The sequence below is a fragment of the Paraburkholderia sp. MM5496-R1 genome, assembly GCF_050436205.1.
In the GTDB taxonomy this organism is placed as follows: Bacteria; Pseudomonadota; Gammaproteobacteria; order Burkholderiales; family Burkholderiaceae; genus Paraburkholderia; species Paraburkholderia tuberum.
In genome coordinates, this window is the sequence record NZ_JBNDLT010000001.1 from 521,360 (window position 1) to 546,863 (window position 25,504).

Annotated in this window: 17 protein-coding genes and 5 pseudogenes; 13 read left to right on the top strand and 9 right to left on the bottom strand. The window is 61.3% G+C overall.

The window, feature by feature from the left end; translation table 11 throughout:
- Positions 1 to 17: 17 nt before the first annotated feature.
- The 3 genes and pseudogenes from OKW38_RS02675 to OKW38_RS02685 all read right to left on the bottom strand — a co-directional run.
- Positions 18 to 275, bottom strand: a pseudogene (locus OKW38_RS02675) (DJ-1/PfpI family protein); the annotation flags it as partial.
- A 66-nt stretch (positions 276 to 341) separates the two neighbouring features.
- Positions 342 to 983: an IS3 family transposase gene (locus OKW38_RS02680; RefSeq protein WP_429359869.1), complete on the bottom strand. Its 642-nt coding sequence runs from the start codon at positions 981 to 983 to the stop codon at positions 342 to 344.
- On the bottom strand, positions 980 to 1,297 hold the full coding sequence (locus OKW38_RS02685; RefSeq protein ID WP_425199382.1) for a transposase: 318 nt from the start codon (positions 1,295 to 1,297) through the stop codon (positions 980 to 982). The genes OKW38_RS02680 and OKW38_RS02685 overlap by 4 nt, the downstream gene beginning before the upstream one ends.
- 450 nt (positions 1,298 to 1,747) lie before the next feature.
- Between OKW38_RS02685 and OKW38_RS02690 the strand changes: the two are divergent.
- From OKW38_RS02690 to OKW38_RS02710, 5 genes and pseudogenes are all read left to right on the top strand, one after another.
- Positions 1,748 to 2,101: pseudogene (locus OKW38_RS02690) on the top strand (transposase); the annotation flags it as partial.
- A 287-nt stretch (positions 2,102 to 2,388) separates the two neighbouring features.
- Positions 2,389 to 2,610 carry a hypothetical protein gene (locus OKW38_RS02695; RefSeq protein WP_429332139.1) on the top strand — a complete coding sequence of 74 codons (222 nt, stop codon included), beginning with the start codon at positions 2,389 to 2,391 and terminating at the stop codon, positions 2,608 to 2,610.
- Positions 2,611 to 2,619: 9 nt separating this feature from the next.
- Positions 2,620 to 2,892 (top strand): hypothetical protein, encoded by a 273-nt coding sequence (locus OKW38_RS02700; RefSeq protein WP_429332138.1) that lies wholly within the window; start codon positions 2,620 to 2,622, stop codon positions 2,890 to 2,892.
- A gap of 707 nt (positions 2,893 to 3,599) precedes the next feature.
- Complete coding sequence (locus OKW38_RS02705) at positions 3,600 to 3,851, top strand: DUF1488 domain-containing protein (RefSeq protein ID WP_018425166.1); 252 nt, start codon at positions 3,600 to 3,602, stop codon at positions 3,849 to 3,851.
- Positions 3,852 to 4,133: 282 nt separating this feature from the next.
- Positions 4,134 to 4,679 carry an SRPBCC family protein gene (locus tag OKW38_RS02710; protein ID WP_429332137.1) on the top strand — a complete coding sequence of 182 codons (546 nt, stop codon included), beginning with the start codon at positions 4,134 to 4,136 and terminating at the stop codon, positions 4,677 to 4,679.
- A 321-nt stretch (positions 4,680 to 5,000) separates the two neighbouring features.
- Here OKW38_RS02710 and OKW38_RS02715 read toward each other — a convergent pair whose 3' ends face one another.
- On the bottom strand, positions 5,001 to 6,317 hold the full coding sequence (locus OKW38_RS02715) for an MFS transporter (RefSeq protein ID WP_429332136.1): 1,317 nt from the start codon (positions 6,315 to 6,317) through the stop codon (positions 5,001 to 5,003).
- A 481-nt stretch (positions 6,318 to 6,798) separates the two neighbouring features.
- Between OKW38_RS02715 and OKW38_RS02720 the strand changes: the two genes are divergently transcribed.
- Genes OKW38_RS02720 through OKW38_RS02730 form a run of 3 tightly spaced genes read left to right on the top strand, consistent with a single transcriptional unit; the run spans position 6,799 to position 11,005 of the window.
- Positions 6,799 to 6,963, top strand: coding sequence for a hypothetical protein (locus tag OKW38_RS02720; protein WP_429332135.1), 165 nt, complete (start codon positions 6,799 to 6,801; stop codon positions 6,961 to 6,963).
- A gap of 27 nt (positions 6,964 to 6,990) precedes the next feature.
- Positions 6,991 to 8,277 (top strand): ATP citrate lyase citrate-binding domain-containing protein, encoded by a 1,287-nt coding sequence (locus OKW38_RS02725; RefSeq protein WP_429359870.1) that lies wholly within the window; start codon positions 6,991 to 6,993, stop codon positions 8,275 to 8,277.
- A 28-nt stretch (positions 8,278 to 8,305) separates the two neighbouring features.
- Positions 8,306 to 11,005 (top strand): CoA-binding protein, encoded by a 2,700-nt coding sequence (locus OKW38_RS02730; RefSeq protein ID WP_429332133.1) that lies wholly within the window; start codon positions 8,306 to 8,308, stop codon positions 11,003 to 11,005.
- 377 nt (positions 11,006 to 11,382) lie between these two features.
- Here OKW38_RS02730 and OKW38_RS02735 read toward each other — a convergent pair whose 3' ends face one another.
- Positions 11,383 to 13,791 carry a bifunctional diguanylate cyclase/phosphodiesterase gene (locus OKW38_RS02735; protein ID WP_429359871.1) on the bottom strand — a complete coding sequence of 803 codons (2,409 nt, stop codon included), beginning with the start codon at positions 13,789 to 13,791 and terminating at the stop codon, positions 11,383 to 11,385.
- Between the two features lie 583 nt (positions 13,792 to 14,374).
- Positions 14,375 to 15,799, bottom strand: a pseudogene (locus OKW38_RS02740) (IS1182 family transposase).
- Between OKW38_RS02740 and OKW38_RS02745 the strand changes: the two are divergent.
- The 5 genes and pseudogenes from OKW38_RS02745 to moaD all read left to right on the top strand — a co-directional run.
- A pseudogene (locus tag OKW38_RS02745) lies at positions 15,790 to 16,095 on the top strand (thiamine pyrophosphate-dependent enzyme); the annotation flags it as partial. The pseudogenes OKW38_RS02740 and OKW38_RS02745 overlap by 10 nt on opposite strands.
- Positions 16,091 to 16,204, top strand: a pseudogene (locus OKW38_RS02750) (hypothetical protein); the annotation flags it as partial. The pseudogenes OKW38_RS02745 and OKW38_RS02750, both read left to right, overlap by 5 nt.
- A gap of 335 nt (positions 16,205 to 16,539) precedes the next feature.
- Positions 16,540 to 17,976 (top strand): PLP-dependent aminotransferase family protein, encoded by a 1,437-nt coding sequence (locus OKW38_RS02755; protein WP_429359873.1) that lies wholly within the window; start codon positions 16,540 to 16,542, stop codon positions 17,974 to 17,976.
- Positions 17,977 to 18,481: 505 nt separating this feature from the next.
- The gene (moaA, locus tag OKW38_RS02760) at positions 18,482 to 19,567 is read left to right on the top strand and encodes a GTP 3',8-cyclase MoaA (protein WP_429332817.1); all 1,086 of its coding nucleotides are present in this window, start codon (positions 18,482 to 18,484) and stop codon (positions 19,565 to 19,567) included.
- Positions 19,568 to 19,641: 74 nt separating this feature from the next.
- Positions 19,642 to 19,899 (top strand): molybdopterin converting factor subunit 1, encoded by a 258-nt coding sequence (moaD, locus tag OKW38_RS02765; RefSeq protein WP_429332130.1) that lies wholly within the window; start codon positions 19,642 to 19,644, stop codon positions 19,897 to 19,899.
- Positions 19,900 to 19,957: 58 nt separating this feature from the next.
- Here the strand turns inward: moaD and OKW38_RS02770 are convergent, their stop codons facing one another.
- From OKW38_RS02770 to OKW38_RS02780, 3 genes are all read right to left on the bottom strand, one after another.
- The gene (locus OKW38_RS02770; RefSeq protein WP_429332129.1) at positions 19,958 to 20,257 is read right to left on the bottom strand and encodes a transcriptional regulator; all 300 of its coding nucleotides are present in this window, start codon (positions 20,255 to 20,257) and stop codon (positions 19,958 to 19,960) included.
- Between the two features lie 468 nt (positions 20,258 to 20,725).
- Complete coding sequence (locus OKW38_RS02775) at positions 20,726 to 21,997, bottom strand: efflux RND transporter periplasmic adaptor subunit (protein ID WP_429359875.1); 1,272 nt, start codon at positions 21,995 to 21,997, stop codon at positions 20,726 to 20,728.
- 19 nt (positions 21,998 to 22,016) lie between these two features.
- Positions 22,017 to 25,256, bottom strand: a complete 3,240-nt coding sequence (locus OKW38_RS02780) for an efflux RND transporter permease subunit (protein WP_429359877.1) — start codon at positions 25,254 to 25,256, stop codon at positions 22,017 to 22,019.
- Between the last annotated feature and the right edge of the window lie 248 nt (positions 25,257 to 25,504).

Consider the following 25,504-nt stretch of genomic DNA (forward strand, 5'->3'; position numbering starts at 1 on the left):
GCTCGCGATTAGGTAGCCTATCTCTGCGCGATTTCCATCACTATCCGGCGCCGCGCGGCCAGGCCTTCAGCCGACCGTTGCCGGACCAGTTCCACCACCGCTTGCGGCGCCAGCGCCGGATCGCCCGCGTCGAACGGCGGCGCCGGCGCATATTCGAGTTCGAGCTGAATCGCCTGCGCCTCTTCGACGCCCGCCAGTTCGGCAGCCACGGTCAAGCCGAAGTCGATGCCCGCCGTCACGCCACCGCCCGTAATCAGATTGCCGTCGCGAACCAGAGGGTCGGCCGGGATTCGTAAAATTTTCGCCAAAAGTGATCTAACGCGTTGATCAGGAAAACGAATTCAGCGAATTGATCGGGCAATCGTTGGCCGGTGATTGTTGCCCCCGCAGACTGAAAATCTTCCCGCGAGCCGACAGCCTTGATCGGAATGTAGAATCACACCGTCATGGCGTCGCTGCTGCAACGCCATGTCAAACGCCCGCAACATCAGTTCGGTGTACAGATGGCTGGACATCGCCCAGCCGACGACGCGACGGCTGAATACATCCAGCACAACCGCCAGATAGAGGAATCCTTCACCCGTGGGTACATAGGTCGCGTCTGCGACCCACAGCACGTTTGTCGCCTCGGCACTGAAGTGCCGGCGCACCAGATCAGGCGCACGCCGGGCGCCTGCGCGTGGCCGTGTGGTGCGCGGCCAGCGCCGCCGGCTTGCCCCGCACAGACCCGCCATACGCATGAGGCGCGCCACCCGCTTGCGCCCCACGTGTATGCCTTCGCGCGCAAGCTGCGCATGAATACGCGGTGCCCCATACGTGCCGCGCGAGCTTGCATGGAGCGTGCGGATATGCGCGAGCAGTTGCGCATCGCTACGCGTGCGCATCGCGGGCTCCCGCACCAGCCATGTGTAATAGCCGCTCGTCGAGACGCCGAGCAGCCGTGCCATCATCGCGATGGGCCAGCGGGCCCGGTTCGCTTTCATGAATCCGTACCGCCCTTCGGTGGAATGGATCCCGTCTCCCTCGCGAACCAGGCTGCCGCGTGAGAGAGTATGTCGCGTTCCATCTTCAGTTGCCGGACTTCGCGACGCAACCGTGTGAGCTCCTGGCGTTCGGCTGTGGTCAGACCGTCATGCCGCACACCTGTGTCGCGATCAGCCTGCGCCACCCAGTTGTAGATGGTCTGTGCAGTCGGCTCGAACTCCTTTTCCAGTTCCTCCGGCCTGCGTCCGGCCTTCACCAGCCCGACCATTTGCGCCCGAAATTCCGCCGGGTACGGGGTACGATGCTTGGCCATAATCGGCACCTCCTTCTCCAAAGGATAGATGTCCGTTTTTGCGGGTCAACTTCACCCGTATGCTTTTCTCATGGTGACTTTGGCCTTGTTGTTCAGTCCTTCAACGATGCCACTGGAGAAACTCCTTTCGTGCCCGGAAATAGTTGCGCAGGAGTTCCCGGTGATTGCGAACTGTGCGAGCGAATTTCTTGAGCGGGTCGCTCAAAAGCGTGCGGGCCTATCTCTTCAAGAAATACTTCCAGCAGTTCTGGGACTACGAGTCACCTGCCTGGGCGGGCAAATTCTCGATCAGTGGTGCGATGAGGTCATGCGTTCGCGCATCGACGCGAGCCCGTCGATACAGTCTCTCCCGTGGTGTTCTCCATCGCATCGCTCCGTCGTTACGATGGCTACGCGTTCGCACCGCGCGTACGTGCGCTCAAGACGGGATGCGCTGACGGATACGAAGCAATCGCGCTGGTGAGCGATGCGAAGAACTTCGACAACGCACGTCAATTGGCGGCATGGATAGGCCTTGTGCCGCGGCAGAACTCCAGTGGCGGCAAGAACGTGTTGCTGGGCATCAGCAAGCGAGGCGACACGTACCTGCGTACGCTGCTGATCCACGGCGCGCGCTCAGTGATTTGCGCCTTCCGGCGCAAGAAGGATAAGGTCGACGGCTGGCTGGGAGCCCTCCTGGCGCGGCGAAATCCCAATGTGGCTGCCGTTGCGCTGGCCAACAAGAATGCGCGCATCGTCTGGGCAATGCTTGCCCGCGACCGCGAGTTCCGACCCGACTACACGACCGTCAAGGCGGCCGCGTAGCCGAACCGGCCGCCCGAATCCGAAAACAGCAATCAAGCAAGGGAGATTCAAACCACCGATTGCTCAGGCGATCAAGCAGTGATGGCAAGACAGGTCAGACCGTGGTCGATCAAACCCGACGCAACCAACGCACGATTCCAGTGCGCCCAACTGATTGGGACTCGACCAGCGGATTCCATCAGGGACAGGCAGGCATGCGCCTGACATCAAAGTCCGGATGCATGGCTGCAATCATTTCCTTCAAGCCGTCATGAAAAGAAAGCTTGGCAAACCGGGGGCGTCCATGCATGGTTGCGGAGCACGGCACTGTAACGCTCGACAGCGTCAACACCGCCCTGGGCTCCGGTAACGTCAGGGTCAAACAGTTCATCGTCCAGCAGTCGGAAGATGACCCTGCGCTCGACGAAGTACAGATCGGATTGTCGCGTGCGACGAGCAGCGAATTCACGGCCATCTGTTCACGGCTGGAAGCCATGCCAGGCGCCCAAGAGTGCCGACATCACAATTGAGGGTGGGCCATGAATCGTACCTATGAATATCACGGGTTCACCCTTACCGTGGCAGTCGAATCCGACTTTCGCTGGCAGCAAAAAGCCGGTCCCGCCAAACAACGGGGCTTCGTGGCTATAGTCACGATTTTTCAGTCAGGCACGGCCGTCGCCGTATTTTCTCCGTTGCGTTTCGGTGAGGCCAGCGGTCGGCCGTTCGCCACGGAGGCCGACGCCGTGATGGGCGGTTACAGCGCTGCGCGAAAAATCGTCGATGATCTTTTTGGCCAGCAGCCTCGCTAACCCATCGCTAACCCCTGCTCTACCCTTTGCCATAGCGTGAACGTTCGCTATACGCAGAGCTTGCGGCCGTCTGCCACAAGTCCTCGAAAGTCTGTTGATGACCGGGTCTTGCCTGTCTCGACTAGTTGAAATCGCCGCCGGGTCGCCGAAGGTCTATAACAGTATCTGAAGTCCGAGATGAAGTCTGTCCAGTTGACGAGGCGCGGGTGCCATGCGTACTTCTGCCCAGCAAGGAGGTTTAGCGATTACGACCGGATGCATCTATGCTTTGCCTTTCCAATCCCGATTAGCCTGAGTATCGGAGGTAATCATGAAGTGCGGATACCGTGGGTGGATCATTGACTCGACCCCGGATTTTTCCCTTGGGAAATTTTTCGCACATGCGCGGCTGGTCCGCATATCGCCCGACGAAGATGTTGACAGTGAAATGCACATCGAGCGTCATCTCGCCTGGTTCGACACTGAAGACGAGGCGATCGAGGTTGGCCAGCAGTGGGCGTTTGCATGGATCTGCGAGCGTGACGCCAGCGTAGGTGGTCGGCAGGGCGTTCGTCGATCAGAACATGGAACCAATCGAGGCGTACGAGGAATTGCATGCCGCGATGGAAGCCGAAAGCATGAAAGGCGATCCGCACTAGCGGGAGCGCTCCGCGCAGGTAGTGAGCGTGCAACCCGGTCTATCCAAGGCGTAGAACGAAGGACAACACATGGCACTCAGTTTTTCCAATCCCAGCCGCAGCTATGATGGGATCAGGCATGGCGTGTGGTTCTGGGGATACGACAAAGCACGCGAGATTACCTTCTTTGTGGAAGACCGCGTACTGAAGCATTTCGACTCCGCCCTCGGGACTGACGAAGCCGAGGTGCTGGCCTCCTTCGACCGGAATCGCAATGAGATCCTGAAGGTCGCCATGACCCTCTATGCCGAGGGGCCGCAGACACTCTACACGCTGCACTGAAGAAGCCTGGGCAGGCCGCGAGCGACACACCCGCCGCATCGGGCGCGCAGGCATCCGCAGAGGATTGCGCTCAAGGCGAGGATGCAGGAGAAAGCGCACGCTCGCGTCGACTTGCTTCGAGAAACTTATGCGATGAAGCCTCGAAAGATCCATTGATCCCTTGGCCGCGTCTAGAACAGCAATCGACCCGATATAGATAGTGGGTCGGGTGCCGCCGATCGCCGTCCCTACCACTCCGCCGTAAAATAGCTTCGCTTGTGACAGCGAAGAGTACGAGGCGCTATGAAAACCCGTACGCGGGGCGTCACCGCAGTGTTCGCGGTGCTCGCCGCCATCGCGGTGCTCTTTATCCCGTTGCCGCAGCGGATCGGGTTCGACACGCGCATCGTTACGGTTGCGTCGATACAGCGCCCTCCCACGGTCGTGTTCGACTATGTCACGACGCCGGCTCACTGGCCAGTCTGGCATCCGTCATCGCTCGCGGTCAGCGGTTCGGTGGACCATTCGCTCGATGTGGGCGAGCAGGTGACGGAGGAATTCAGGGTGGCGGGCAGGCGCGGCCGCGTTGTGTGGACAGTCGCGGCACGTGTGCGTCCGAGCAAATGGGTGATAGCAGGAACGATTGACGGCAGACCGGCCGGCACCGTCACTTATTCGCTGACATCGACCGTGAGCGGAACCCGTTTCGAACGTGAATTCACCTATCGCGCGCCGTCGTTGTGGTTCGCGATATTGAACTGGTCCGTGCTGCGCGCGCGGATTCAATCTGAATCGGATACGGCAGTCTTGCGACTTAAGAGCCTTGTGGAAGCGTCACCGCAGCATTAGCAACGTCGCTCGGCTGGCGTTACTACGTGGCGTTTTCACGACCAGACTGAATCCTTGGGTACAAGTCTGCCAGCGGCCATTCGTGAGGGCCATCGAAGCGCAAGAGGGGCGCCCCATATGCGAAACCGGTTCCGAGTCAGCGCGCGGCCATGAAGAGATAGTCGTCCCTCGCTACCGAATGACCGCCCGCCTTGGCCGCCGTTTACAGCGTCGGAAAATCGAAAGTACGACTGCCAGGTTCCGTGCGCGTCAGGGGCATCAGAGACCACTTCGACGCCGGGCACCGGGAATGACGTCTATCGCCTCAGCTACCGGCTACCGTCAAACCACTTTCGCCGAACGTTCCACCGCGCCACCGCGACGATACAGCACAAGCGTCGCGACCAACCCGCACATCGCCGCGAAGCTCATCCAGTATCCCGGTGCAGCCTTGTCATGCGTGACCTCAATCAGAAATGTCGACACCGCAGGTGTAAATCCGCCGAAGAGCGCCGTCGCGAGACTGTATGCCAGCGAAAACCCTGCCACGCGGACATTTACCGGCATCACTTCGGTCAGCGCGACGACCATTGCCCCGTTGTAGATGCCGAAGAAGAACGAGAGCCACTGCAGGACGATCAGCATCCGGAGAAAGCTCGGCGCCGCCGCCAGCCACGAAAGCGCCGGATAGGAGGTGAAAACGGCAAGCACCGTGATCGCTATCAGAAGCGGCCGGCGTCCGATACGATCAGACAGCGCACCGCCAATCGGCAGCCAGATGAAATTGGAAACGCCAACGCACAGCGTAACGACGAGACTGTCGGCGGTGCTGAGTTTCAGGACGGCCCGGCCGAACGTCGGCGTGTAGACGGTAATCAGATAGAACGTGGTGGTCGTCATCGCAACCAGCAGCATGCCGGCGAACACGATTTGCCAGTTCTCCATCATCGTCGCGAGGACTTCCTTTGTCTTCGGATGGTGCTGCCTCGCTTTGAACTCCTCGGTTTCCTGTAGCGAACGGCGCAACACGAACAGGAACGGTACGATCGCGCAGCCGATAAAGAACGGGATGCGCCAGCCCCACTCACCGATATTCGCCGCGGACATCCAGCTGTGGAGTCCATAGCCGAGCCCCGCTGCAACTACAATTGCGACCTGCTGGCTTGCCGACTGCCAGCTCGTATAAAAGCCCTTGTGGCCTGGCGTCGCCATTTCCGCCAGGTAGACCGACACGCCGCCCAGTTCGGCGCCAGCCGAGAAGCCCTGTAGCAGCCGGCCGATCAGCACCAGTGCCGGCGCCAGCATGCCGATCGTCGCGTAGCCGGGGACCGCGGCGATAAGTATCGTGCCACTCGCCATGAGCGACAGCGTCACGATCAGGCCCTTGCGACGGCCGACTTCGTCGATGTAGGCGCCAAGCACGATGGCGCCTAACGGCCGCATCAGAAAGCCCGCGCCGAACACGGCGAACGTCAACATCAGCGAGGCGAACTCGCTGCTCGACGGAAAAAACACCTTCGAAATGTAGGTGGCGTAAAAGCCAAACAGAAAGAAGTCGAACTGTTCGAGGAAGTTACCGCTGGTGACGCGCAAAACGGCGCCGACCTTGGAGCGGGGCGGTCTGGGTGCGTCTGCCACCATGCTGGTTGAAGGGTCCATGATTACTGTCTCCTTGCGTTTGTCTGTCTGGCTTGTGAGCCGGCAGGTCCGGAGCATTTACCTTGCCGACCTGACGGCACCGCACTTTGAAAACGAACCGCTAACAGCGTCAATCCGATCCCACCTGTGCACCGCTCTTCTGTCGCTTTTCGATTGCCGATTTCAGTAACGCCGCGCCGCGGTAGATGCCATTGCGTCTGGGGAGCGCACCATGAACGGTGACCATGCATATTCAGCATACTTCTCGACACGAACTTTCGCTATTGCCGCCGCAATCTTCCGCGCAAACTCGTGCGGAGGCGCGTACAGGCAACGCGCAAGAAAGGGCGTTTGACGACGGTACGGTAGGGGTAGACACGCTATCCGCGCTGCGCACGCAGTGCTACGCTCTGAATGCTACGCGCACGATGCTATTGAGTGCGGACTTCAGCCAGGCTGCGGACAACCCGTTCAGCGGTCACGGCATGCATGAGGCGTGTCTTTGACAATCCAGAAAGTCGATAGCGAGCTGTATAAGCAGACTTATCGGTCGATCGCCAACCGCGTCTGCGACGAGTACCTCCGTCCCGTTCGCCCGATGGCGACCCGGATCGGCGGGGCGATTACCGTCACGACCGTGCTGATTCTCCTGTCGCGCTATGTCTAACCAGCGCTTCTCCACTGCGAGGTGATCATGCAAGTCACAGGCATGCTGCACGGAGCCAAAATGCTCCAGTTTGTCGACTTCCCGACCACTGAGGTGCTCGGGCCCGACGCGAGCGAAGAAGAGATCCGCGCACTGATCGACAAGTACGGCCTGGTGTTCATCAAGCCGGTCTTCAAGGGGGGTGTCGGCAAGAAGGGCAAGTCCGGGCTGATCGGCAAGGCTGCTGACCTGAAGACCGCATTGAAGGAAAAGGAACGGCTGTACTTTGTCGAGCACCGCATCGGCAACACGGTGGCCAAGGCCAACGGTGTCACCTTCGAGGCCGGTGTGCCCGCCGAGCACGAGGTCTACTTCTCGATCACAGACTCGACGCATTTCCGTGCGCCGACGATGACGCTGACTCACCACGGCGGCATCGACATCGAGGAACTCGACAGGAGCCAGGTGGCGCAGGTGCCCTTCGATCCGCTCACCGGACTGAAGGCCTTCGTCGTGGCCAATGCGCTGTCCGCGCTGGGGGCGCCGCGGCAGATCATCTCGCCGCTGGTGCAGCATCTGCCCAAGCTGTGGGAGCTGTACCACGACTACGGCATGACCACGCTGGAATTGAATCCGATCCGCATGCGCGAGGACAGGAAGGGGCGCATGACGCCGGTGGCCTGCGACTTCAAATGTGGCTTCGATCGCGACGACCCGCGCTGGCGCCGGCTGAACCTGCCGGCGAGCCTGTTTGCGGTCGACTACTCGGACTTCGAGCAGGAGATCAACCAGCTGCGAACCTACCAGGGCCAGAGCGACGTCTACGTGATCAACGCGGAGGGCACCATCCTCGCGCCGACCTTCGGTGGCGGGGCGAACTCGCTCGTCACCCAGATGCTGGGCGACGACGCCATCATCTCCTCGGACTTCGGCGGCAACCCGCCCTACGAGAAGATGAAGGAGGTGGCGCGCATCTGTTTCAAGCACTGGATCAAACAGAGCAATGTGCTGTTTATCATTGGTGGCAAGTCGAACAACACGGACATCTTCGAGACCTTCCGCGCCATGGCCGACGCGCTGCGCGAGCACTTCAGCCAGCATGGCGCGACCCCGCTCTACGTGGTGGTCGGCCGCGGCGGGCCGAACCTGGTGCGCGGCATGGGCGCAATGCGCGACACGCTCGATGCGCTAGGCCTGCCCTACCGTTTCTTCGGCTTCGACTCCGACATGAGCGAGGTCGTTCTGTATGCGAAGAAGGTCGATGCATGGATGAAAGCCGGCGGTCGCGAGCAGATCGCCGCGCGGCTCGGCATCGCGCCGAATCAGGCCGCCTGAAGGTCGCCCCGCGCATAAGGAGCGTGTCATGTACAAGCAAGGCGTAGGTGATTTCAAATATTTCGTCGGCATCAGTTCTCTCACCCAGGTGGCCACGCGCGAAGACCGGGTTTGCGTACTCAACATCCTCGGTGGCGAGTCGAGCGACGTGACGCCGGTGGGCCATGTGTATTCGGGCGGCAACGTGGTGTTCGGCACGGCGCCTGGCAAGCGCGGCCAGGCGCTGGAGACGGCACTCGGCAAAGTGCCGGTCTACAACAACGTGCTCGAAGGCATCAACGACGGCCACCGCTTCAACTGCGGCGTGATCTACCTGCCGCCGGCGGCGGCGCGTGACGGCGTGGCCGAACTGATCCGGGTCAATCCGGATCTGAAGAAGATCTTCATCGTCACTGAGAAGCTGGCGGTGCACGACTCGCGCGAAATCCGCGCGATGGGGCAGTCCAACGGCATCGACATCTTCGGCGGCAACAGCCTGGGCGTGGCCGATGCGTGGAACCTGGTGCGCATCGGCGGGGCACTGGGCGGCGATCATCCGGAGGAAGCACTGCGCCGTGGGTCGATTGCGATCTTCTCCAACTCGGGCAACTTCACCACCACCATTGCAACCTATCTGCGCATGGCCGGCTGGGGCACCACCACCTCGATTTCCTGCGGCAAGGACGTCTATATCCACTTTGCGGCACCCGAGTTCGCCTTTGCGTTGTCCAACGATGCACGCAGCAAGGCGGCCGTGCTCTATGTCGAACCCGGCGGCTACTACGAGCTTGATGCCAACTTCACCAAGCCGGTGGTGGCATGCGTGGTCGGGCGCTGGAAGTCCAAGCTGACCCGCGCGGTCGGGCATGCGGGCGCGATGGCCGGTGGTGCCGACGACGCGCTCAGCAAGGAAGGCTGGTTCATGGACAAATTCGGCGTGGACGGCATCTTCACACCGGAGCATCCCGTGTTCTCGGCCAAGGGGGCGCTCGTCACCAACATCGCCCATATCCCGGCCGCACTGACTGCGGTGATGGGCGAGAACGCCTGCCGGCCCGACTTCGCCTCCGAGGGCAATCTCGCACTCAAGCCGTGGTTCGGCGCGAGCCACGGGCTGACGTTGACGCCCGAGCTCGACTTGCCCGTCGTCGAGGCCAGCGCCCCGTATAACGAGCAAATCGCAGCCCTGAACCGGCAGATCGGCGCGGTACCGCCACGCCAGACAATGAAGGACGCCTCGGGCGCGTCGCAGATGGACGCCAGGACCCAGGTCACGAGCCTGTACGGCGTGTCGATGCTCGACGCCGCGCAGTATCCGCTGGAAGCCAACGTCAGCCTCGCGCTGCTGCACGAGCCCGGCGGCGAGAACGACCGGCGCCTGATCAACGTCGCCATCGGCGCCGGCCTCAACCTGCACGGCCACCCGGCACTGGCCGCGGCACAGGCCGCGCGCGAGGCCGGCAACGCGCCGAACACCGTGCTGGCCGCTGCCGCCAGCATCCTTGGGCCGCGCTGCCAGGGCACGGCGAGGCAGGCTACGCGGGTGCTGATCGACGCCTTTGCGGCGGCCGGCGTGAGCGATGCGCTGGACGAAAGTTTCGACCTGAGCGCGATTCGCATCGACGACCCGGGCCTCTTCGTCGGCGCTACGCCCGATGCCGGTGCAGAGGCGCTGCTCGAGGGCCTGCGCGCCAGAGGCGCCAGGTCAGTCTTCGTGCGTTACCTGCAAGCATTGCCAGGCCATCCTACTGCGGATGCCGTGCTGGCTGCGATCAGCGCCACCCTGGCCTGGGGGCCACTGATGCGCAAGCGCGTGTCGCGGCTGACTGTCGAAAGCCTGCCGTGGTGGTTGCGTCTGTTTGGTACCCTGATCGGCGCGTCGGTCAGCGCGGACCAGCACCAGGCCGACAGCTTCTGCGGCATAGCGATGACCGATGTCCTCGAGAAACGGCCGATCAGCGAGGTAGCGTTCGTCGCGCTGCTTGGCTTCGCGCCGCAGCCGGCCGACCTGTTTGCGTTTCAGGTGCTGGTGGGGCTGCTGCTGTCCAACGGACCCGGCACGATCTCGGCCCAGGGCGCCAAGGGCGCGGTCTCCGCCGATGGTCCCGAGGACCCCGAGCGAGTGCAGCTCAACAAGGGCCTCGTCGGGTTCCTGGCCCACACCGGGTACACCCACGGTGGCAACGGCTACGAGGGGATCGCTTTCCTGATCGAGCAGTTCAAGGATACGGGCCTTGTTGATCCTGGTGATCCTAACCATGGCATTGACCTGAAGGCGCTAGCCTTGAAGTATGTCGAGGCGTATGCCCGCTACAAGTCAAACAAAAAGAACACCGGAAGCCTCGACATCCAGAAAATTCCTGGCGTCAATCACCCGGTATTCAAGGACAAGCCGGTCAATCACGATCCGCGCGAGGTCTTCATTCGTGAGCTGATGGCCGGGCGCAATGAATACAACGTCTTCCACGAGTTCTACGGTACCCTGGTTCAGACCTTGTTCGATGCAGGCGTTTCGCGCAACGTTTACTGCGTCAATATCGACGCGGTGATTGCCGCGCTGCTGCTGAAGATGCTGTGGCTGCCGTATCGCAACGGCGCTTATACCGGAGCGGCACTCGAGACGGCGGCCTTCACGATCTTCCTTTATCCGCGCATGCTCGGCTGTGCCGCCGAAGTCGACGACCACATGAACCGCGGCCGCAATATGGACACGCGCACGCCGGCGTCGCAGTGCGTTTTCGTCGCTTGATCGACCATGGCTGACAAATCACGCATCGACCGGCCCCATTGATTGGCTTCGACACGCCGTCTTCGCTGCATTGGGCGTGCCGACGGCCGATGCGCAGCAGTTTGTCCACTGGCAGGTAGAGCCGATCTGTGAGGGCTTCTCGCGTCAGTTTGGCAATGCGACGAACGTAGGGGCAAACAGGAGTTCGGCGACAGAGCGTCGCGCCGAAATCGATGTCCGTGTTGGCGGCTGAGTCCAGAAGCAGTATCGAGCCAGATCCTTCGCGATAGCCGCCCCCGGTCGAACAGGACATCACCACGCAGGCGTGACGGCACCGTCATCACGTCAGACGGCATTGTCACGATACCCGCTAAACGGTCATAACGTCGGTCGTCGAATTAGCTTACCTGCGCGCTTAGGCTTTCCATCAAAATGTGAGCACTGGTTGGTCCGCGTGTGTACGTTCGCTGCCGATGCGCTTGTATCCAGAGCGCAAAACCCTCCGGCGGCAACGGCGGCGAGAAAAGATGTCCTTGATACAAATGGCAGCCATGGTCGCTCAGAAAGTCGCGCTGCGTTTGCGTTTCCACGCCTTCAGCGACAACAGTCAGTTTTAGCACGTTGCCAATGTTCATTACAGTCTGTGCCAGAGACTCTGCCATTGCGTCGCCCCCGATATCCCGCACGAAGCTTTTGTCAATCTTCAGTTCTTTGACGGGGAACCGGTGGAGGTAGCTCAGGGACGAGTAGCCCGTACCGAAGTCGTCTATCGACAGCGCTATTCCCAGGGCATGTATCGCATCGAGCGACGTGCGAATGTCATCGGCCGACTCATCAAACATGACTCGCTCGGTCATTTCCAGGATCAGGTCTTCAGGATCCAGGCCATGAGCCCGCAGAGTGCGCGCGATAAAGGCGGGGTAATCTGGCCGCCTGAAGTCGGCGGCACAGACATTCACGGAAATGTTCGGCACGTCGATGCCACCTGAGCGCCACTCGGCAAGTTGGCGGCAGGCCTCGCCGAGCACCCATGCATCCACCTCTGCGATCAGACCGCTTTCTTCCGCGACGGCGATGAAGCGATCCGGCGGAATGAACCCTTGCTTATCGCTGTACCAGCGCACCAAGGCCTCGACACCGCGCAGCCCTCCAGTCACATCGACCTTGGGCTGGTAGACGACACTCAGTGCACTTGCTTTCAAGGCTCGTTGCAGCGCGATTTCCAGCTCGAGATGTTCTTTGGCCTGGCGCTCATACTCGGGAGCGTAGAAATGCACCTGGTTACGTCCCGCGCTCTTCGCCTGGTACATCGCCATGTCCGCGTTTCTCAGCAGGGTATCGCTGTCCTGTCCGTCGTGCGGATAGAGTGAGATGCCGATGCTGGCACTGATCGTGATGCTACTGTCATGCTTGGAGTTGATGACGATAGGCTGATCTACCGCTTGCAGAATGCGTCCGGCTATGTGGGTGGCCCCAAGTACGTCGCAGTTCTGCAATATGGCGAGAAACTCGTCTCCGCCGAGCCGGCCGATCACGTCCTGACCCCGGACATGACCCCGAAGACGACTTGCGATCTCGCTCAACACTTCGTCGCCGGCGGCATGCCCCTGTGTGTCGTTGATGCGCTTGAAACGGTCCAGATCGATAAACAGCGTTGCGAAACTCGACGAATTCCGGCCGGCGTCCGTCAGGACGCGGAGTGCGTCTCTCCGGAGTTGCGCCCGGTTAGGCAAGCCCGTTAACGAGTCGAACCACGCGAGTCTCTGCAATTGGCGTTCCATTGCCAGTCTCTTGCGCAATTGTCCGCTGAACATCAGTGACAACGTGATGAAGAGCACATCGAGAACGAAAGTGACGATGCCGATGGCAATTGCTCGTTTGCGCCATCCTGCGTAGATGTCCCCAGTCGCGAAGCCGACGACGAGGACCAGTGGGTAGCGGCCAATCCGCCTGAAGCTGTACAGCCGCTCAACGTGGTCGAGTACCGCAATGTCGACGTACGTTCCGTGATCCGATTGCACGAGTGGTGGAAACGAATGGCCGCCAGCGAGCGAACTGCCGATATCGTCCTTGTGATGCGGTTGCCGCACCAGGACCGTCCCGTCCGTGCGCAGCAGCGTAATGGTCCCGTGCTGACCGAGTATTGAGTCTTCGAACAACCGGCGGAAATAGCTTAGCCGAAGTGTACCGGCGACAATGCCCGCGAACTGGCCGTCTTTATCCTCAAGTCGCCGGCTCAATGCGATCTGCGGTTGTTCCCGATCGCCTGCGCGCGGTAGGAAAGGCTTGCTGAGGTACAAGCCAGCATCTTTTTTCTGTCGCTGAACCTGAAAGTAATCCCGCTCGCTCACATTGAGCTTGCGCGGCGGAACGGAACGGGAGTCGAGAATCAAATTGCCTGCTGCATCTGTCGCGAACAATGCGCCCAGTTCTTTCGCATTGCTAGCCGTGCTGAAAGCGACGAGCTGCCGGACTTCTGGGGGAAGACGGTAAATGCTGGGCGTCTCGATACTTGTCACGACATCGCGCATGGCGAGTTGATAGATGTCGAGATTACGCTCCGTCTCCTTTTGCAGGGAGATCACGAGGTTTTGTGCGGCATCGCGCGCCTGTGCCATCGCGTCCAGTCTCATTTCGTACAGCGAGACTACCGTGACGCCGGTGGTCGCGAGCGTGATTGCAATCCCAGCGAAAATGAACAGGGCCGGTCTTGTGAGAAAGGAGCTTGCGACTCGAATCATGGTCTTCAGAAATGCTCGGGAAAGCCTGGGCTTAAGTGCGAAGACAAACAAGCGCTTCGTTAGCACGCGCTCTCCAATTCGACGGAATGATACCTTGAACTGGCGAGCCCGATACTGCAGGTACAGGCGGAGGACGAACGTCCCTGCAGATGAATTCGTGATCGGGCGACACCTTCCTCGTTATATCGACACGTTTGGCAAAATCTTTACCCTTGGCCTGTTCGATGGTTTCCTGGCGACAACCGGGCTCGCAGGACGGGCACGACGAAGGCTGGCGGTCCGGGAGGCCGCCCGAGCCATTCCTTTCCTTTCGATCGGATCCCTTCTCCCTGTCCAATTAGCCGTCACCGTTCCAGACGGACATGTCTGGACGACCTGCTGTGTTTTCGGCCGGTGGTGCGCAGCGAGGCAGGAGTTTCGTGACAACCGTTCGGTTTGGAATGGTTAGCCAAAATGGTGATCACGAACATCGTTTTGTAAAGCTTGACCGACCGCGTCGAATCTTGCCTGCGGGTCCCAAATCGGCCGAGGGCGTGCGAAAACAGATTTCTTATCGCCGAAGGCCAGTTCACGCGTCCGGTTAATAGGGATTGGTAGATCGGGTTCGCGCTAACGTAACGTCTCAAGCGCAAAGAAGCCCCTCGGGGCCTTAGCTTTCAGCCGTCCTCATCGCCTTTATCGCCCCGGCAACGCCAAGTATATTCATGACCCGCTTCAGGTTGTAGGCCAGTACCTGAAGACTCATTTCAGTGCTCACTCTTCCAAGCGTGCGGGTCAGGAAGTGCGTGGCACCCATCCAGTGCTTGAGTGTACCGAATACATGCTCAACGGTACTTCTGCGGATGGTCATTGCATCCGGTTTCCGCTCAAGCCGATGCTGCATGGCTTCCAGTACGTGTTCGTGTTCCCATCGTCGAATGCGACGATAGTCGCTGGGAGAACATCTCTCCCTGAGATGGCAGCGCGGGCAGGCACTGGGCCAGTTAGACCTGCAGAGTCATGTCATGCTCAACAGTCGTGAATCGACGAATTGCACGCTCGCCAGCGGGGCATCGATATTCATCGCTCTTCGCGATGTAGACAAAGTCTCGCTTGGTAAAGAGGCCCTTCATCCTTGATGCCGAAGTCAGTGGTTTCGGGACATACGCTTTGACCCCTGCCAGTTCGCACGCACGGATATCTGGACCACTGAAGTAACCTCGATCGGCCAATGCCTTTAGCTTCGGCTTGCCCATTGCGTTCTTCGTCGATAAAGCCATCCTGCTGAGTTGCCCGTGATCGCTTCCGGTATTCGTTACCTCGTGCTCAACAATCAGGTGATGTTTCGTGTCCACGGCGGCCTGAACGTTGTAGCCGACCGTTCCGGTTCGTTTGCCACTGCTGGTCATGGAACGAGAATCCGGGTCGGTAAGCGACAGCTGTCCGTCCGGTTCTTTCTTCAGCGCTGCGCTTTGATTTGCTCGAGCTCACGCATCCGCTGGCGCAACAGAGCGATCTTCTCGTACAGGCGCACGGTCTTCACGTCGAAACCTGTCCGGCTGGTCCGGTCTGCGGTTTCAATCAGGTCAAGATATCGCTGAACACTTTCCTCAATCTGCTGCTGACGCTTGTCGATCTTGCCGGCCGTGTAGTTCCTGTCACGGCTGTTCACAGCCTTGAACTTGCTGCCGTCGATCGCCACCATGTCACTGGACAGCAGCTTCAGTCCACGACACAGTTCGACGAAACGTCGGCATACGTTGCGAATGGCTGGGCCGTTGTCGCGGCGAAAGTCGGCGATCGTCTTGAAGTCTGGTGCCAGACGTCCTGTCAGCCACATCAGTTCGACATTACGCTGGCATTCGCGCTCGAGACGCCGACTCGAAGGCACACGGTTCAGATACCCGTAGATATAGATCCTGAGCATCGCGCCAGGATGATAGGACGGGCGGCCCGTGAGCGCCGGCATGATGCCATTGAAACCAAGTTCCGCAAGGTCCAGTTCGTCGACAAAGGCATTGATGACCCTGACGGGGTTGTCCTGTCCAATGTAGTCATCGACGCATTCGGGAAGTAGTGCGACCTGCTCTCTCAGGCGACTACGACTTCCAGTTCATGATCGAGGAGCTCGCGGCCGGCGCGCAATTCAAGCTGCCGTACGTGCATGTCGTCGTGAACAACTCGTACCTCGGGCTGATTCGCCAGGCGCAGCGCGCGTTCGACATGGACTTCTGCGTGCAGCTCGGCTTCGAGAACATCAACTCGCCGGAGATGAACGGCTATGGCGTCGATCACGTCGCCGTCGCCGAAGGTCTCGGCTGCAAGGCGATTCGCGTGTTCAAGCCGGAAGAGCTGAAGCCGGCGCTGCAAAAAGCGCAGGCGATGCTCGCTGTCGCGTAGCGACCGTATCTCGAAGTACAACCAGCTGCTGCGTATCGAGGAAGATCTCGGCGATAGCTCCAGCTACCCGGGCAAGTCGGCGTTCTACAACTTGAGATAGTTGTGGGAAAGTGACTTTAGGTCAGCTGCATGGCGCACTACCCAACTCTCCGCATAGCAAACCCAGAGCGGACATTACTGTAAGAGTCCCCAACAGTGGTCACTCAACGGAAGTAGGCTGATGACCCCACCGTCTTTCACGGCAAGCAATGAATTCGATCACATTTGGCAGAAGGCTTTTGGGTTGATTAAAAGCGTTCAGTCATGCGCTGAACGCACACATCGGCAGGGTTAGAAAGAGTACAGCTTTAACGCCGCAGACGAATCCATGACACTGTGCGCGAAAACGGCGCGCGGGCCGCGACGGGCAAACTGCGTTCGACGATCGGGGGAGAGGTGAAGCTATACGAAAAGTTGGCGAAAGACATCGAAGAGCAGATTCACAGTGGTGTCCTCCGGACCGGCGAGCGCATTCCATCGGTCCGGCAAACGGGCCGGCATCACCGGCTGAGCATCACCACGGTCATCCGCGCGTATCTGCTGCTAGAGAGCAAGGGCGTCATCGAGAGCCGTCCGCAGTCCGGCTATTTCGTGCGCTCCGATGCGAGCGGCACGCACCGCGGTGCCGCGCTCGAACTGAATGCGTCGACGCCGCTTGCGGTTTCTGCACGGGTGGACGTAAGCCGCCTCGTGCTGTCGACCTTGCGCTCGATCGGCGCCGACGACGCGATTCCGCTCGGTTCGCCGTATCCGGACCCATCGCTGTTCCCGTTTCATAAGATCAATCGCTACGCTTACGCGATCGCGCGCCGCCAGACCCAATGGGGCGTGACGTCCGAATTGCCGCCAGGCGATCCTGAGCTGATCCGGCAGATCGCCCGGCGCTATCTTGAGAACGGGGCGTCGATCGACCCGAACGAAATCGTTGTGACTGTCGGCGCGACGGAGGCCATCAATCTGTGCCTGCAGGCGGTCGGCAAACCGGGCGAAACGGTGGCCGTCGAATCGCCGACTTTCTACGCGATGCTGCACGCGATCGAGCGGATGGGGATGCGCGCGATCGAAGTCGCGACGGACCCGCGCACTGGTATCGACGTCGGCGCGCTGGCGCGGATCATGGAGAAGCAACGGATCGCCGCCTGCATGGTGATGCCGAACTTCCAGAATCCGCTCGGCTTCCAGATGCCGGACGAAAAGAAGCGCGAACTGGTCGAGCTGATGACGCGCCACGGTGTGCCGATTATCGAAAACGACGTCTATCACGAACTGTATTTCGGCGACGCGCATCCCGGCGCGCTAAAGGCTTACGACACGAAAGGGCTGGTGCTGCACTGCGCGTCGTTTTCGAAGAGCCTGACGCCGGCATTCCGGATCGGCTGGGCGCTACCGGGGCGTTACCGCCAGCAGGTCGAGAAGCTGAAGTTTCTCAACACGCTCACTACGCCGTCGATTCCACAACTGGCGATCGCCGAGTATCTGGAGAACGACGGCTACGAACACCATCTGCGCAGAGTCCGCAAGGTCTTCACGCAGCAGGCGAACCTGATGCGTGCGGTCGTCAACCGGTTCTTTCCAGAAGGGACGAGAACGTCGCATCCTGCTGGCGGCTACGTGCTGTGGGTCGAGTTGCCGCCGCAGATCGACTCGATGAGGCTGTATCAGCTCGCGCTGGAAAACGGCATCACGATCGGGCCGGGGTATATGTTTTCGACTTCCAACAGCTACAGCAACTTTATTCGACTCAATTACAGCTACGCGTGGTCGCCGCAAATCGAAGGCGCTGTGGTGAAGCTCGGCAAGCTTGCGGCTGCGTGTATGCGCGAGGCTGCCTGAGCGCGCAGCGGATGTTACGCTTGTAGCGGTCCCGAAAGCTCCTCTTCGTTCAATGTTCAATGCAATGCTGGGCCCAACGCTTCGAGCGAAACGCGCAGCGTATCCGGCAGGCCGTCGGCGAGACCCAGTACCGGCTCCGGCGCGTCTACATCGCGAGCCGTATCCATACGTTCTCGGCGGGGCCGGCGTCGATCCATCAGATCGTCAGCCAGCAGGCCGGGCGCGCAGCCAGTCTGAGGTCGCCGGGCGCAGACACGCACCGGCAGGACGCAACGCTTTGCAGGCCGATGCCGGACTGCGGGACTGCGCATGACGCACGCGCCGGATCGGGCGCGCGAACTGTACCCCTTCAAACGGCACCCTACTGTATGCAGGTCTCGCGCCGCGCGGCCTTATCCTGACACTATGCTGGACGCGGACACGGATGTTCCCCGCGTCGCCCGCGCCTTGTTTAAGGGAGATCGTCGTGAGCACCGTTTGCTTGCCTGAGACTAACACCGTCGCGATTCGCTCGCCGCTTTCACGCACCGATGCGGGCGCCGCCGCATGGCCCGACATCGAATGCATCGATGCGCTCGGCCGTCCGCTGAAGGACCTGCGGCTGTCGGTGATCGACCAGTGCAACTTCCGCTGCACATACTGCATGCCGAAGGAGGTGTTCACGAAAGACTATTCGTTCCTCAGTTCGTCTGCCCGGCTCTCATTCGAGCAACTCACCACGGTCGCCGGCGCCTTCGTGCACCTCGGCGTCGAAAAGATCCGCCTGACCGGTGGCGAACCGCTGTTGCGCAAGAACCTCGAACGCCTGATCGAAAGGCTTGCCGCAATGACGACACGCGATGGCCGCCCCGTGGAACTTGCACTGACGACAAACGGGTCGCTTCTCGCCGCGAAAGCGCGCGCGCTGAAAGTGGCCGGACTCGGGCGTGTGACCGTCAGCCTCGACAGTCTCGACGACCGTCTGTTCAGGGGCATGAACGACGTCGATTTTCCCGTTGCGCGCGTGCTCGAAGGCATCGAAGCAGCGTGCGCCGTCGGGCTTGCACCGGTGAAGGTCAATACGGTCGTCGAGTGCGGCGTCAATGAACATCAGATCGTGCCGATAGCCCGCCATTTCCGGTTTAGCGGCGTGACCGTGCGCTTTATCGAATTCATGGACGTCGGCGGCGCCGCGTCGTGGACGCAGGGCAACGTATTCACCTCCGCCGACGCCCGCCGCGAAATCGAGCAGACCTTCCCGCTCGTCCCCCGTGCCGCGGCGCGCGGCAGCGATACTGCCGCGACCTACCGTTACGCTGACGGCGGCGGCAAGGTCGGCTTCATTTCGAGCGTGTCTCAGCCGTTTTGCGGGGATTGCACGCGAGCGCGCGTCGCGGTGGACGGCAAGCTGTACCTGTGCCTGTTCGCCACCGAATCGTTCGATCTGCGACGGCTGCTGGACCGCGGCTGCGGCGCCGGCGACCTCGCCGGCGAGATCCGCGAAGTCTGGGCTCGCCGCCGCGACCGCTACTCGGAACTGCGCGAAGAAAAGCGAGCCATGCCGGGGAAAAAGCACTACCCGACGGTGCGTATGTCGCTCGTCGGCGGCTGACCGGATGCGAATCACAATTGCCACGGCTTCACTCACCATCCAGACAGGCCCGCAACCGGGCATCAGGACAAACGATGAAAGTCACCGTCAGATATTTCGCCGGCGTGCGGGAAATGTTGGGTATCGCCGTCGAAGAAGTCGACATCGCGAACAGGGGCACTACCGTAGCGGATCTTCGCCGGCAACTGGCCGCGCGCGGCGAGGCGGAAGCAACCACGTTTGCGGGCGGGCGGCCGGTGCGTGTCGCAGTTGACCGCGTCATGGGTTCGGATGCCTGCTTGCTCAACGACGGTTGCGAAGTGGCGTTCTTTCCTCCTGTCACAGGAGGCTGATGGGGCGCGGCCGCAGACCGGCCTCAATGAAGCCGTGCTCGCCGGCGTCGGCAGCCATTCACGCGGGTAAGAGTTCGGTGCATAGATCGAGGCCCTGCGTGGTCAGCGTCGCGGAGCCGGTGCCGTCGGGGTGAATCGTTACATCGACGAGGCCCGCCGTACCCAGTTCCGTCAGCAAGCGCCTGAGCGTGCTCATCGGTAATTGCGAACGTTTGCTGAGCTTCGCGAGCGACCATGGTTTGTCCGGTGACGCCTGCTGCGCCTGCCAGAGTTCGACAAGCAGTTCCACGAGTTGAAGCTCAGGGTCGTGCGTGTGCAGGGTGCCGCTTTCCACTTCGGTTTGCCGATCGTCCTTCATCGAATTGCCCTCCGCTCAACGTCGTTGTGACGTCGCTGGAGTGCGGGACGCCCGATCGCTCCGGAGTGATTCCGGTGAAGAGATTCTAGCGGTGCATCGCCTTGCTCCGGCAGACACAGTTTTCGATCTACTTCCGCGCCAACTGTAATCCCCGTTGCGCTGATACGAAGTTGTGGGACAAATGACTTTATATCAGCTGCATGGCGCGCTACGCAACTCTCCGCACAGCAAACCGAGAGCGGAAATTAAGAGTCCCCAACAGACCGCCAATCAGGTCTTCGACTGGCGCAGACAATATCTCGAAGGCCGCCGGAATCCGACCGCGCAGGACTGATGCCCCAATACATAGGCGACGCCGGCACTAAAAAGCCGGCGTTTTGCCGACGTCCGCTGATGATCAGGCCGGCGCTGCACCGGCCGTGAAAGAGACAGAGAAACCATCAGTGAATCCTTTCTGTGACGATGCACTTAGCCAGGCATGGCCGGCGCGATCTGCACGATCTGGCCGGTGTTCAGCGGATCGCCGGGGTTGTCGATCACGCGGTCGGTGGCGGCGAGGCCTGTCGTGATTTCGACGTGCGTGCCGAAATCGCGGCCGATATGCACGGTCTTGAGCAGCGCACGGCCGTTGCTATCGACCACGGCGACCGTCACGCCGTCCGGCCGGAACAGCAAGGCGCTGACAGGTAGGTCGAGCGCCGGCGTGGTCGAGTGCAATTGCAGATGCACCTGCGTGTAAGCGCCGGGCATCAGCGCGCCATCCTTGTTGTCGACGTCGACCTCGACGCGCAACGTGCGGCTCGACGGATCGATCGAGCCGGCGCTGCGCGCCACCTTTGACGCGATGCGGCGCCCCGGATACTGCTGGGCGGTCAGATACACGCCGGTATCCGGCGTGATATAGGGCGCGTCGTTCTGCGGCACGTCGACGAAGACCCGCAGCACGCCGTTCTGCTGGATATGGAACAGTTCGCCCGACATGCCCGCGGTGCCGGGCGTGCCGCCCGCCGTCACCAGTGCGCCGACGTCGACGTTGCGCGCAGTGATCACGCCGTCGAACGGCGCGGTGATCTTCTCGTATGAGACCAGTTCGGCGAGATGCGCGACATTGGCCTGCGCCGACGCCAGCATCGCACGGCGCGCTTCCATGTCGCTGACCTTGGTGTCGGCGTCCTGCTGCGCGACCGATTGGGTCTTCAGCATCTCCTGCCAGCGCTGCGCGGTGGTCTTCGCGTAGTCGAAATTGGCCTGCGCCGTGGCTTCGTCGGCGTGGGCCTGGCGCAATTGCGCATCCAGTTCGGGGGCTTCGATTGTCGCGAGCGTCTGACCGCTTTTCACCCGTGCACCGATGTCGGTGTTCCAGTGCGCCAGATAACCACTCGTGCGCGCATAGATCGACGCTTCCGCGAACGGCGTAACCGCGCCCGGCAGCAACAGTTCCTGGACGGCCGGCGCGGCGCGCGGTGTGACGACCGACACGCTGAGCACGCTTTGCGCCTGCGTCTGTTGCGTCAGCGCGGCACTGGCATGCAGGCGCGGCACGATGCCGACGATCAGCAACGCCGCGGCAAGTCCGGTCAACGCAAGCGGCCAGAGGCGGCGGCGCGGCTTCGTGCTGGCGGGCGCTGCCGCCGTGGCATGCCGGGTTTCGTTGTCGCTATGCAAACGCGCGGTGTCGGCGGTCTCGGCGAACGCTTTGGACCGCTCGCCAAGCTCGGGCGGAAGGGATGAATCGTTCATGGGCAAGGTCTCGTCGGAGTCAATGAGTGCGGGCGGGAACGCCGGATTCTTGTATGTCGGTGCGCGCCGCGCGGCGTTTGTCGAGCCATGCATGCACCATCCCGTAGACGACCGGGACGAACAGCAAGGTCGACACCGTGCCGAGCGCGAGGCCGCCGATCACGGCGCGCCCGAGCGGCGCATTCTGTTCGCCGCCGTCGCCGAGGCCGAGCGCCATCGGCAGCATGCCGATCAGCATGGCGAGGGCGGTCATCAGCACCGGACGGAAGCGACTGAAGCCGGCCTCGAGCGCGGCCCGCAGCGGCGGCTTGCCGCCATGGTGAAATTCACGCGCGGTGTTGATGACGAGAATGCTGTTGGCCGTGGCAATGCCGATGCACAGAATGGTGCCGGTCAGCGCCGGCACGCTCAGGCGGGTGCCGGCGCTGAACAGCATCCACGCGATGCCCGCGAGCGAGCCCGGCAAGCCGCTGATGATGATGAACGGGTCGAGCCAGGACTGAAAATTGACGACCATCAATAGATAGACGAGGCCGATGGCGAACACGAGGCCGCTCGCGAGTCCGCTGAACGAATCGTGCATCGCCTGCACCTGGCAGCGCATGACGATCGACGCGCCCGGCGGCAATTGCGGCCGGATCTGATCGACGAGCCGGGTCACGTCGGCCGCCACGCCGCCGAGATCGCGTCCTTGCGCCGACGCGAAAATGTCGAGCACCGGCTGCACGTTGTAGTGCGAGACGACGGCTTGCTGAGTGCCGCGCGTCAGCGTGCTCAACGCGCCGAGCAGGTTTTGCGGCGCCGGACCGCCCGTGTTTGCGGCCGTGGTCATCATGCCGGACCCGGTGCCTCCGGTTTGCGCGACCGGAATATTGGCGAGCGCCTGCAACGAGTTGATGTCGTACTGCGGCATCATCGCCATCAGCGGATAGCTCACGCCGTTGTGCGGATCGAGCCAGAAATTCGGTGTGGTCTGCGAACTGCCGGACAACGCGATCAGCAGGTTCTGCGACACGTCGCGTTGCAACAGGCCGGCCTGAATTGCCCGGGTACGGTCGACATTCACATTGATCGCGGGTTCGTCGCCCGGTTGCTGGATGCGTGCATCGACGAGGCCGCGCACGCCGCGCAGTTGCGCGAGCAGGCGGTTCGCCACGGCGCGGTTGGCATCGAGCTTGTTGCCGACAATCTGGATATCGATCGGCGCGGGCAGCCCGAAATTCAGAATCTGGCTGACGATGTCCGCGGGCAGAAAGGCGACCATGACACCCGGAAAATCCCTGGCGAGCGTCGTGCGTAGCGTCGCCACATATTGAGCGGTCGGTTTGTGCTTCGCCGCGAGTGTGATCATCACGTCGGCGTCTTCCGGACCGATCGGGTCGGAGGAATCGTAGGTCAGGTTGATGCCGCTCACCGGCACACCAATGTTGTCGAGCATGGCCGCGAGTTCCTGCTTCGGGATCACGCTGCGCACGCGGGCTTCGACTTCATCGGTGATGCGCGCGGTGTCTTCGATGCGCGTGCCAGTCGGTGCACGCAAATGCAGGCGAATTTCGCCGGTATCGACGGCGGGGAAAAAGTCGCGCCCCGCAAACGGCACGAGCGCGAGCGAGCCGATGCAAAGCAGCAGAAAGATCGCGATGAAGCGCCGCGGACTCGCTGCCGCCGAGCCGAGTACGCCGCGATAGCGTTCGCGCAGCATCTCGAAGCGATGCTCGAAGGCGGCCTGGAAGCGGATCAGGCGCGCAATCGGTCCATTGCCCGTCACCGGCGCGTTGCTGCGTGCGCGCATGAGGTACATCGCGAGCGTCGGCACCAGCGTGCGCGAGAAGAAGTACGACGCGATCATCGCGAACACCACCGCTTCGGCGAGCGGCACGAACAGGTAACGCGCAACGCCGGAAAGCAGGAACATGGGCACAAATACGATGCAGATAGACAGTGTCGAAACGAAAGTCGGCACGGCGATTTCGCCGGAGCCGTTTAGGATCGCGTCGTGCAGCGGCTCGCCGTTTTCCAGATGATGCGTAATGTTTTCAATAGCGACCGTGGCATCGTCGACGAGAATCCCCACCGCGAGTGCGAGCCCGCCGAGCGTCATGATATTGATGGTCTGTCCGAGCGCGGACAGCGCGATCAGGGAGGTCAGCACCGCGAGCGGAATCGACACCGCGATGATCAGCGTGGCGCGCAAACTGCCGAGAAAGAGCAGGATCATCAACGCGGTCAACGCGGCGGCGATCACGGCCTCGCGCGCCACGCCCACCACCGCCGACTTCACGAACACCGATTGATCCGACAGCGCGGTGATGTGCAGCGCGCTAGGCAAGCCAGCCGCGATATGCGGCAGCATCGCCTTGACCTGCTGGATGATGGTGAGCGTCGACGCGCTGCCGGACTTCTCGATGGTGAGGAGCGCCGCGCGTTTGCCGTCGCTGCGCACGATGTTGGTTTGCGGCGCATAGCCGTCGCGCACATGGGCAACGTCGCGCACATACACCACGCCGCCGGCTACCGTCTTGATCGGCAGGTCGTTCAGCGCGGCCACCGTGTCAGTGCTGCCATTCATCTGCACGTTGTATTCCTTCGTGCCGATTTTGGCGGTGCCGCCCGGAAGAATCAGGTTCTGCGCGTTGACGGCGTTGACCACGTCGAGTGGTGACAGGCCTTTTGCCTGCAGCGCGCGCGGATCGATATCGACCATGATCTGCCGCACCTTGCCGCCGAACGGCAGCGGCACCGACGCGCCTTGCACCGTCGCCAGTTGCGTGCGGATCTGGCTGTTGCCGAGATCATAGAGCTGCTGTTCGGACAGCGTGTCGCTGGAGAGCCCAAGTTGCAGGATTGGCACCGTCGACGCGTTGTACGTGATGATGTTCGGCGGCAACGTGCCGGGCGGCAGCACGCGCAGGATCGAAGCCGAATTGGAGGCCGCCTCGGCAATCGCGCGATTGATGTCAGCGCCCGGGTGAAAAAAGATCTTCACTACCGAGACGCCGTTCAGCGATTGCGACTCGATATGCTCGATATCGTCGACGTCGGAGGTCAGCGCGCGCTCGTAGTTCGACGTGATGCGGTTGGCCATGTCCTGTGCGGAAAAGCCGTTATACGTCCAGACGATGCTGACCACCGGGATGTCGATGTTCGGAAAGATATCGGTGGGTGTACGCAGTATCGCGAGCGGGCCGACGATAAAAATCAACACCGCAAGAACCACGAATGTATATGGGCGGCGCAGCGCGAGCTTGACGATCCACATGACGGTTTCCTGAAAAGAGGCAGAGGGAAGCGCACGGTTTGTTTCAACGCCTGGCGGCGCGGGACGCGGGCTTCTTCGTGAGTCAGGAGTGTGTGGGGGTGGCGCTTACCGGCGGTGGTCGGATAGATTACCGTTCTGTTATCTGGAGTTTGGGTTTTCTGTTCTGATTCAGGCGCGGTGCGTAGATAACAAAACGGTAATCCGAAGGTCAGTGCTCCGACAGCTGAAATGACAAGAATGGGAAGCGT

Coding starts and splice junctions, on each gene's coding strand:
- OKW38_RS02685 (WP_425199382.1), bottom strand. CDS start 1,297: ATGGCCAAGCATCGTACCCCGTACCCGGCGGAATTTCGGGCGCAAATG.
- moaD (WP_429332130.1), top strand. CDS start 19,642: ATGAAAGTCACCGTCAGATATTTCGCCGGCGTGCGGGAAATGTTGGGT.
- OKW38_RS02730 (WP_429332133.1), top strand. CDS start 8,306: ATGTACAAGCAAGGCGTAGGTGATTTCAAATATTTCGTCGGCATCAGT.
- OKW38_RS02770 (WP_429332129.1), bottom strand. CDS start 20,257: ATGAAGGACGATCGGCAAACCGAAGTGGAAAGCGGCACCCTGCACACG.
- OKW38_RS02725 (WP_429359870.1), top strand. CDS start 6,991: ATGCAAGTCACAGGCATGCTGCACGGAGCCAAAATGCTCCAGTTTGTC.
- OKW38_RS02680 (WP_429359869.1), bottom strand. CDS start 983: ATGAAAGCGAACCGGGCCCGCTGGCCCATCGCGATGATGGCACGGCTG.
- OKW38_RS02695 (WP_429332139.1), top strand. CDS start 2,389: ATGGTTGCGGAGCACGGCACTGTAACGCTCGACAGCGTCAACACCGCC.
- OKW38_RS02700 (WP_429332138.1), top strand. CDS start 2,620: ATGAATCGTACCTATGAATATCACGGGTTCACCCTTACCGTGGCAGTC.
- OKW38_RS02775 (WP_429359875.1), bottom strand. CDS start 21,997: ATGAACGATTCATCCCTTCCGCCCGAGCTTGGCGAGCGGTCCAAAGCG.
- OKW38_RS02710 (WP_429332137.1), top strand. CDS start 4,134: ATGAAAACCCGTACGCGGGGCGTCACCGCAGTGTTCGCGGTGCTCGCC.
- OKW38_RS02780 (WP_429359877.1), bottom strand. CDS start 25,256: ATGTGGATCGTCAAGCTCGCGCTGCGCCGCCCATATACATTCGTGGTT.
- OKW38_RS02705 (WP_018425166.1), top strand. CDS start 3,600: ATGGCACTCAGTTTTTCCAATCCCAGCCGCAGCTATGATGGGATCAGG.
- OKW38_RS02715 (WP_429332136.1), bottom strand. CDS start 6,317: ATGGACCCTTCAACCAGCATGGTGGCAGACGCACCCAGACCGCCCCGC.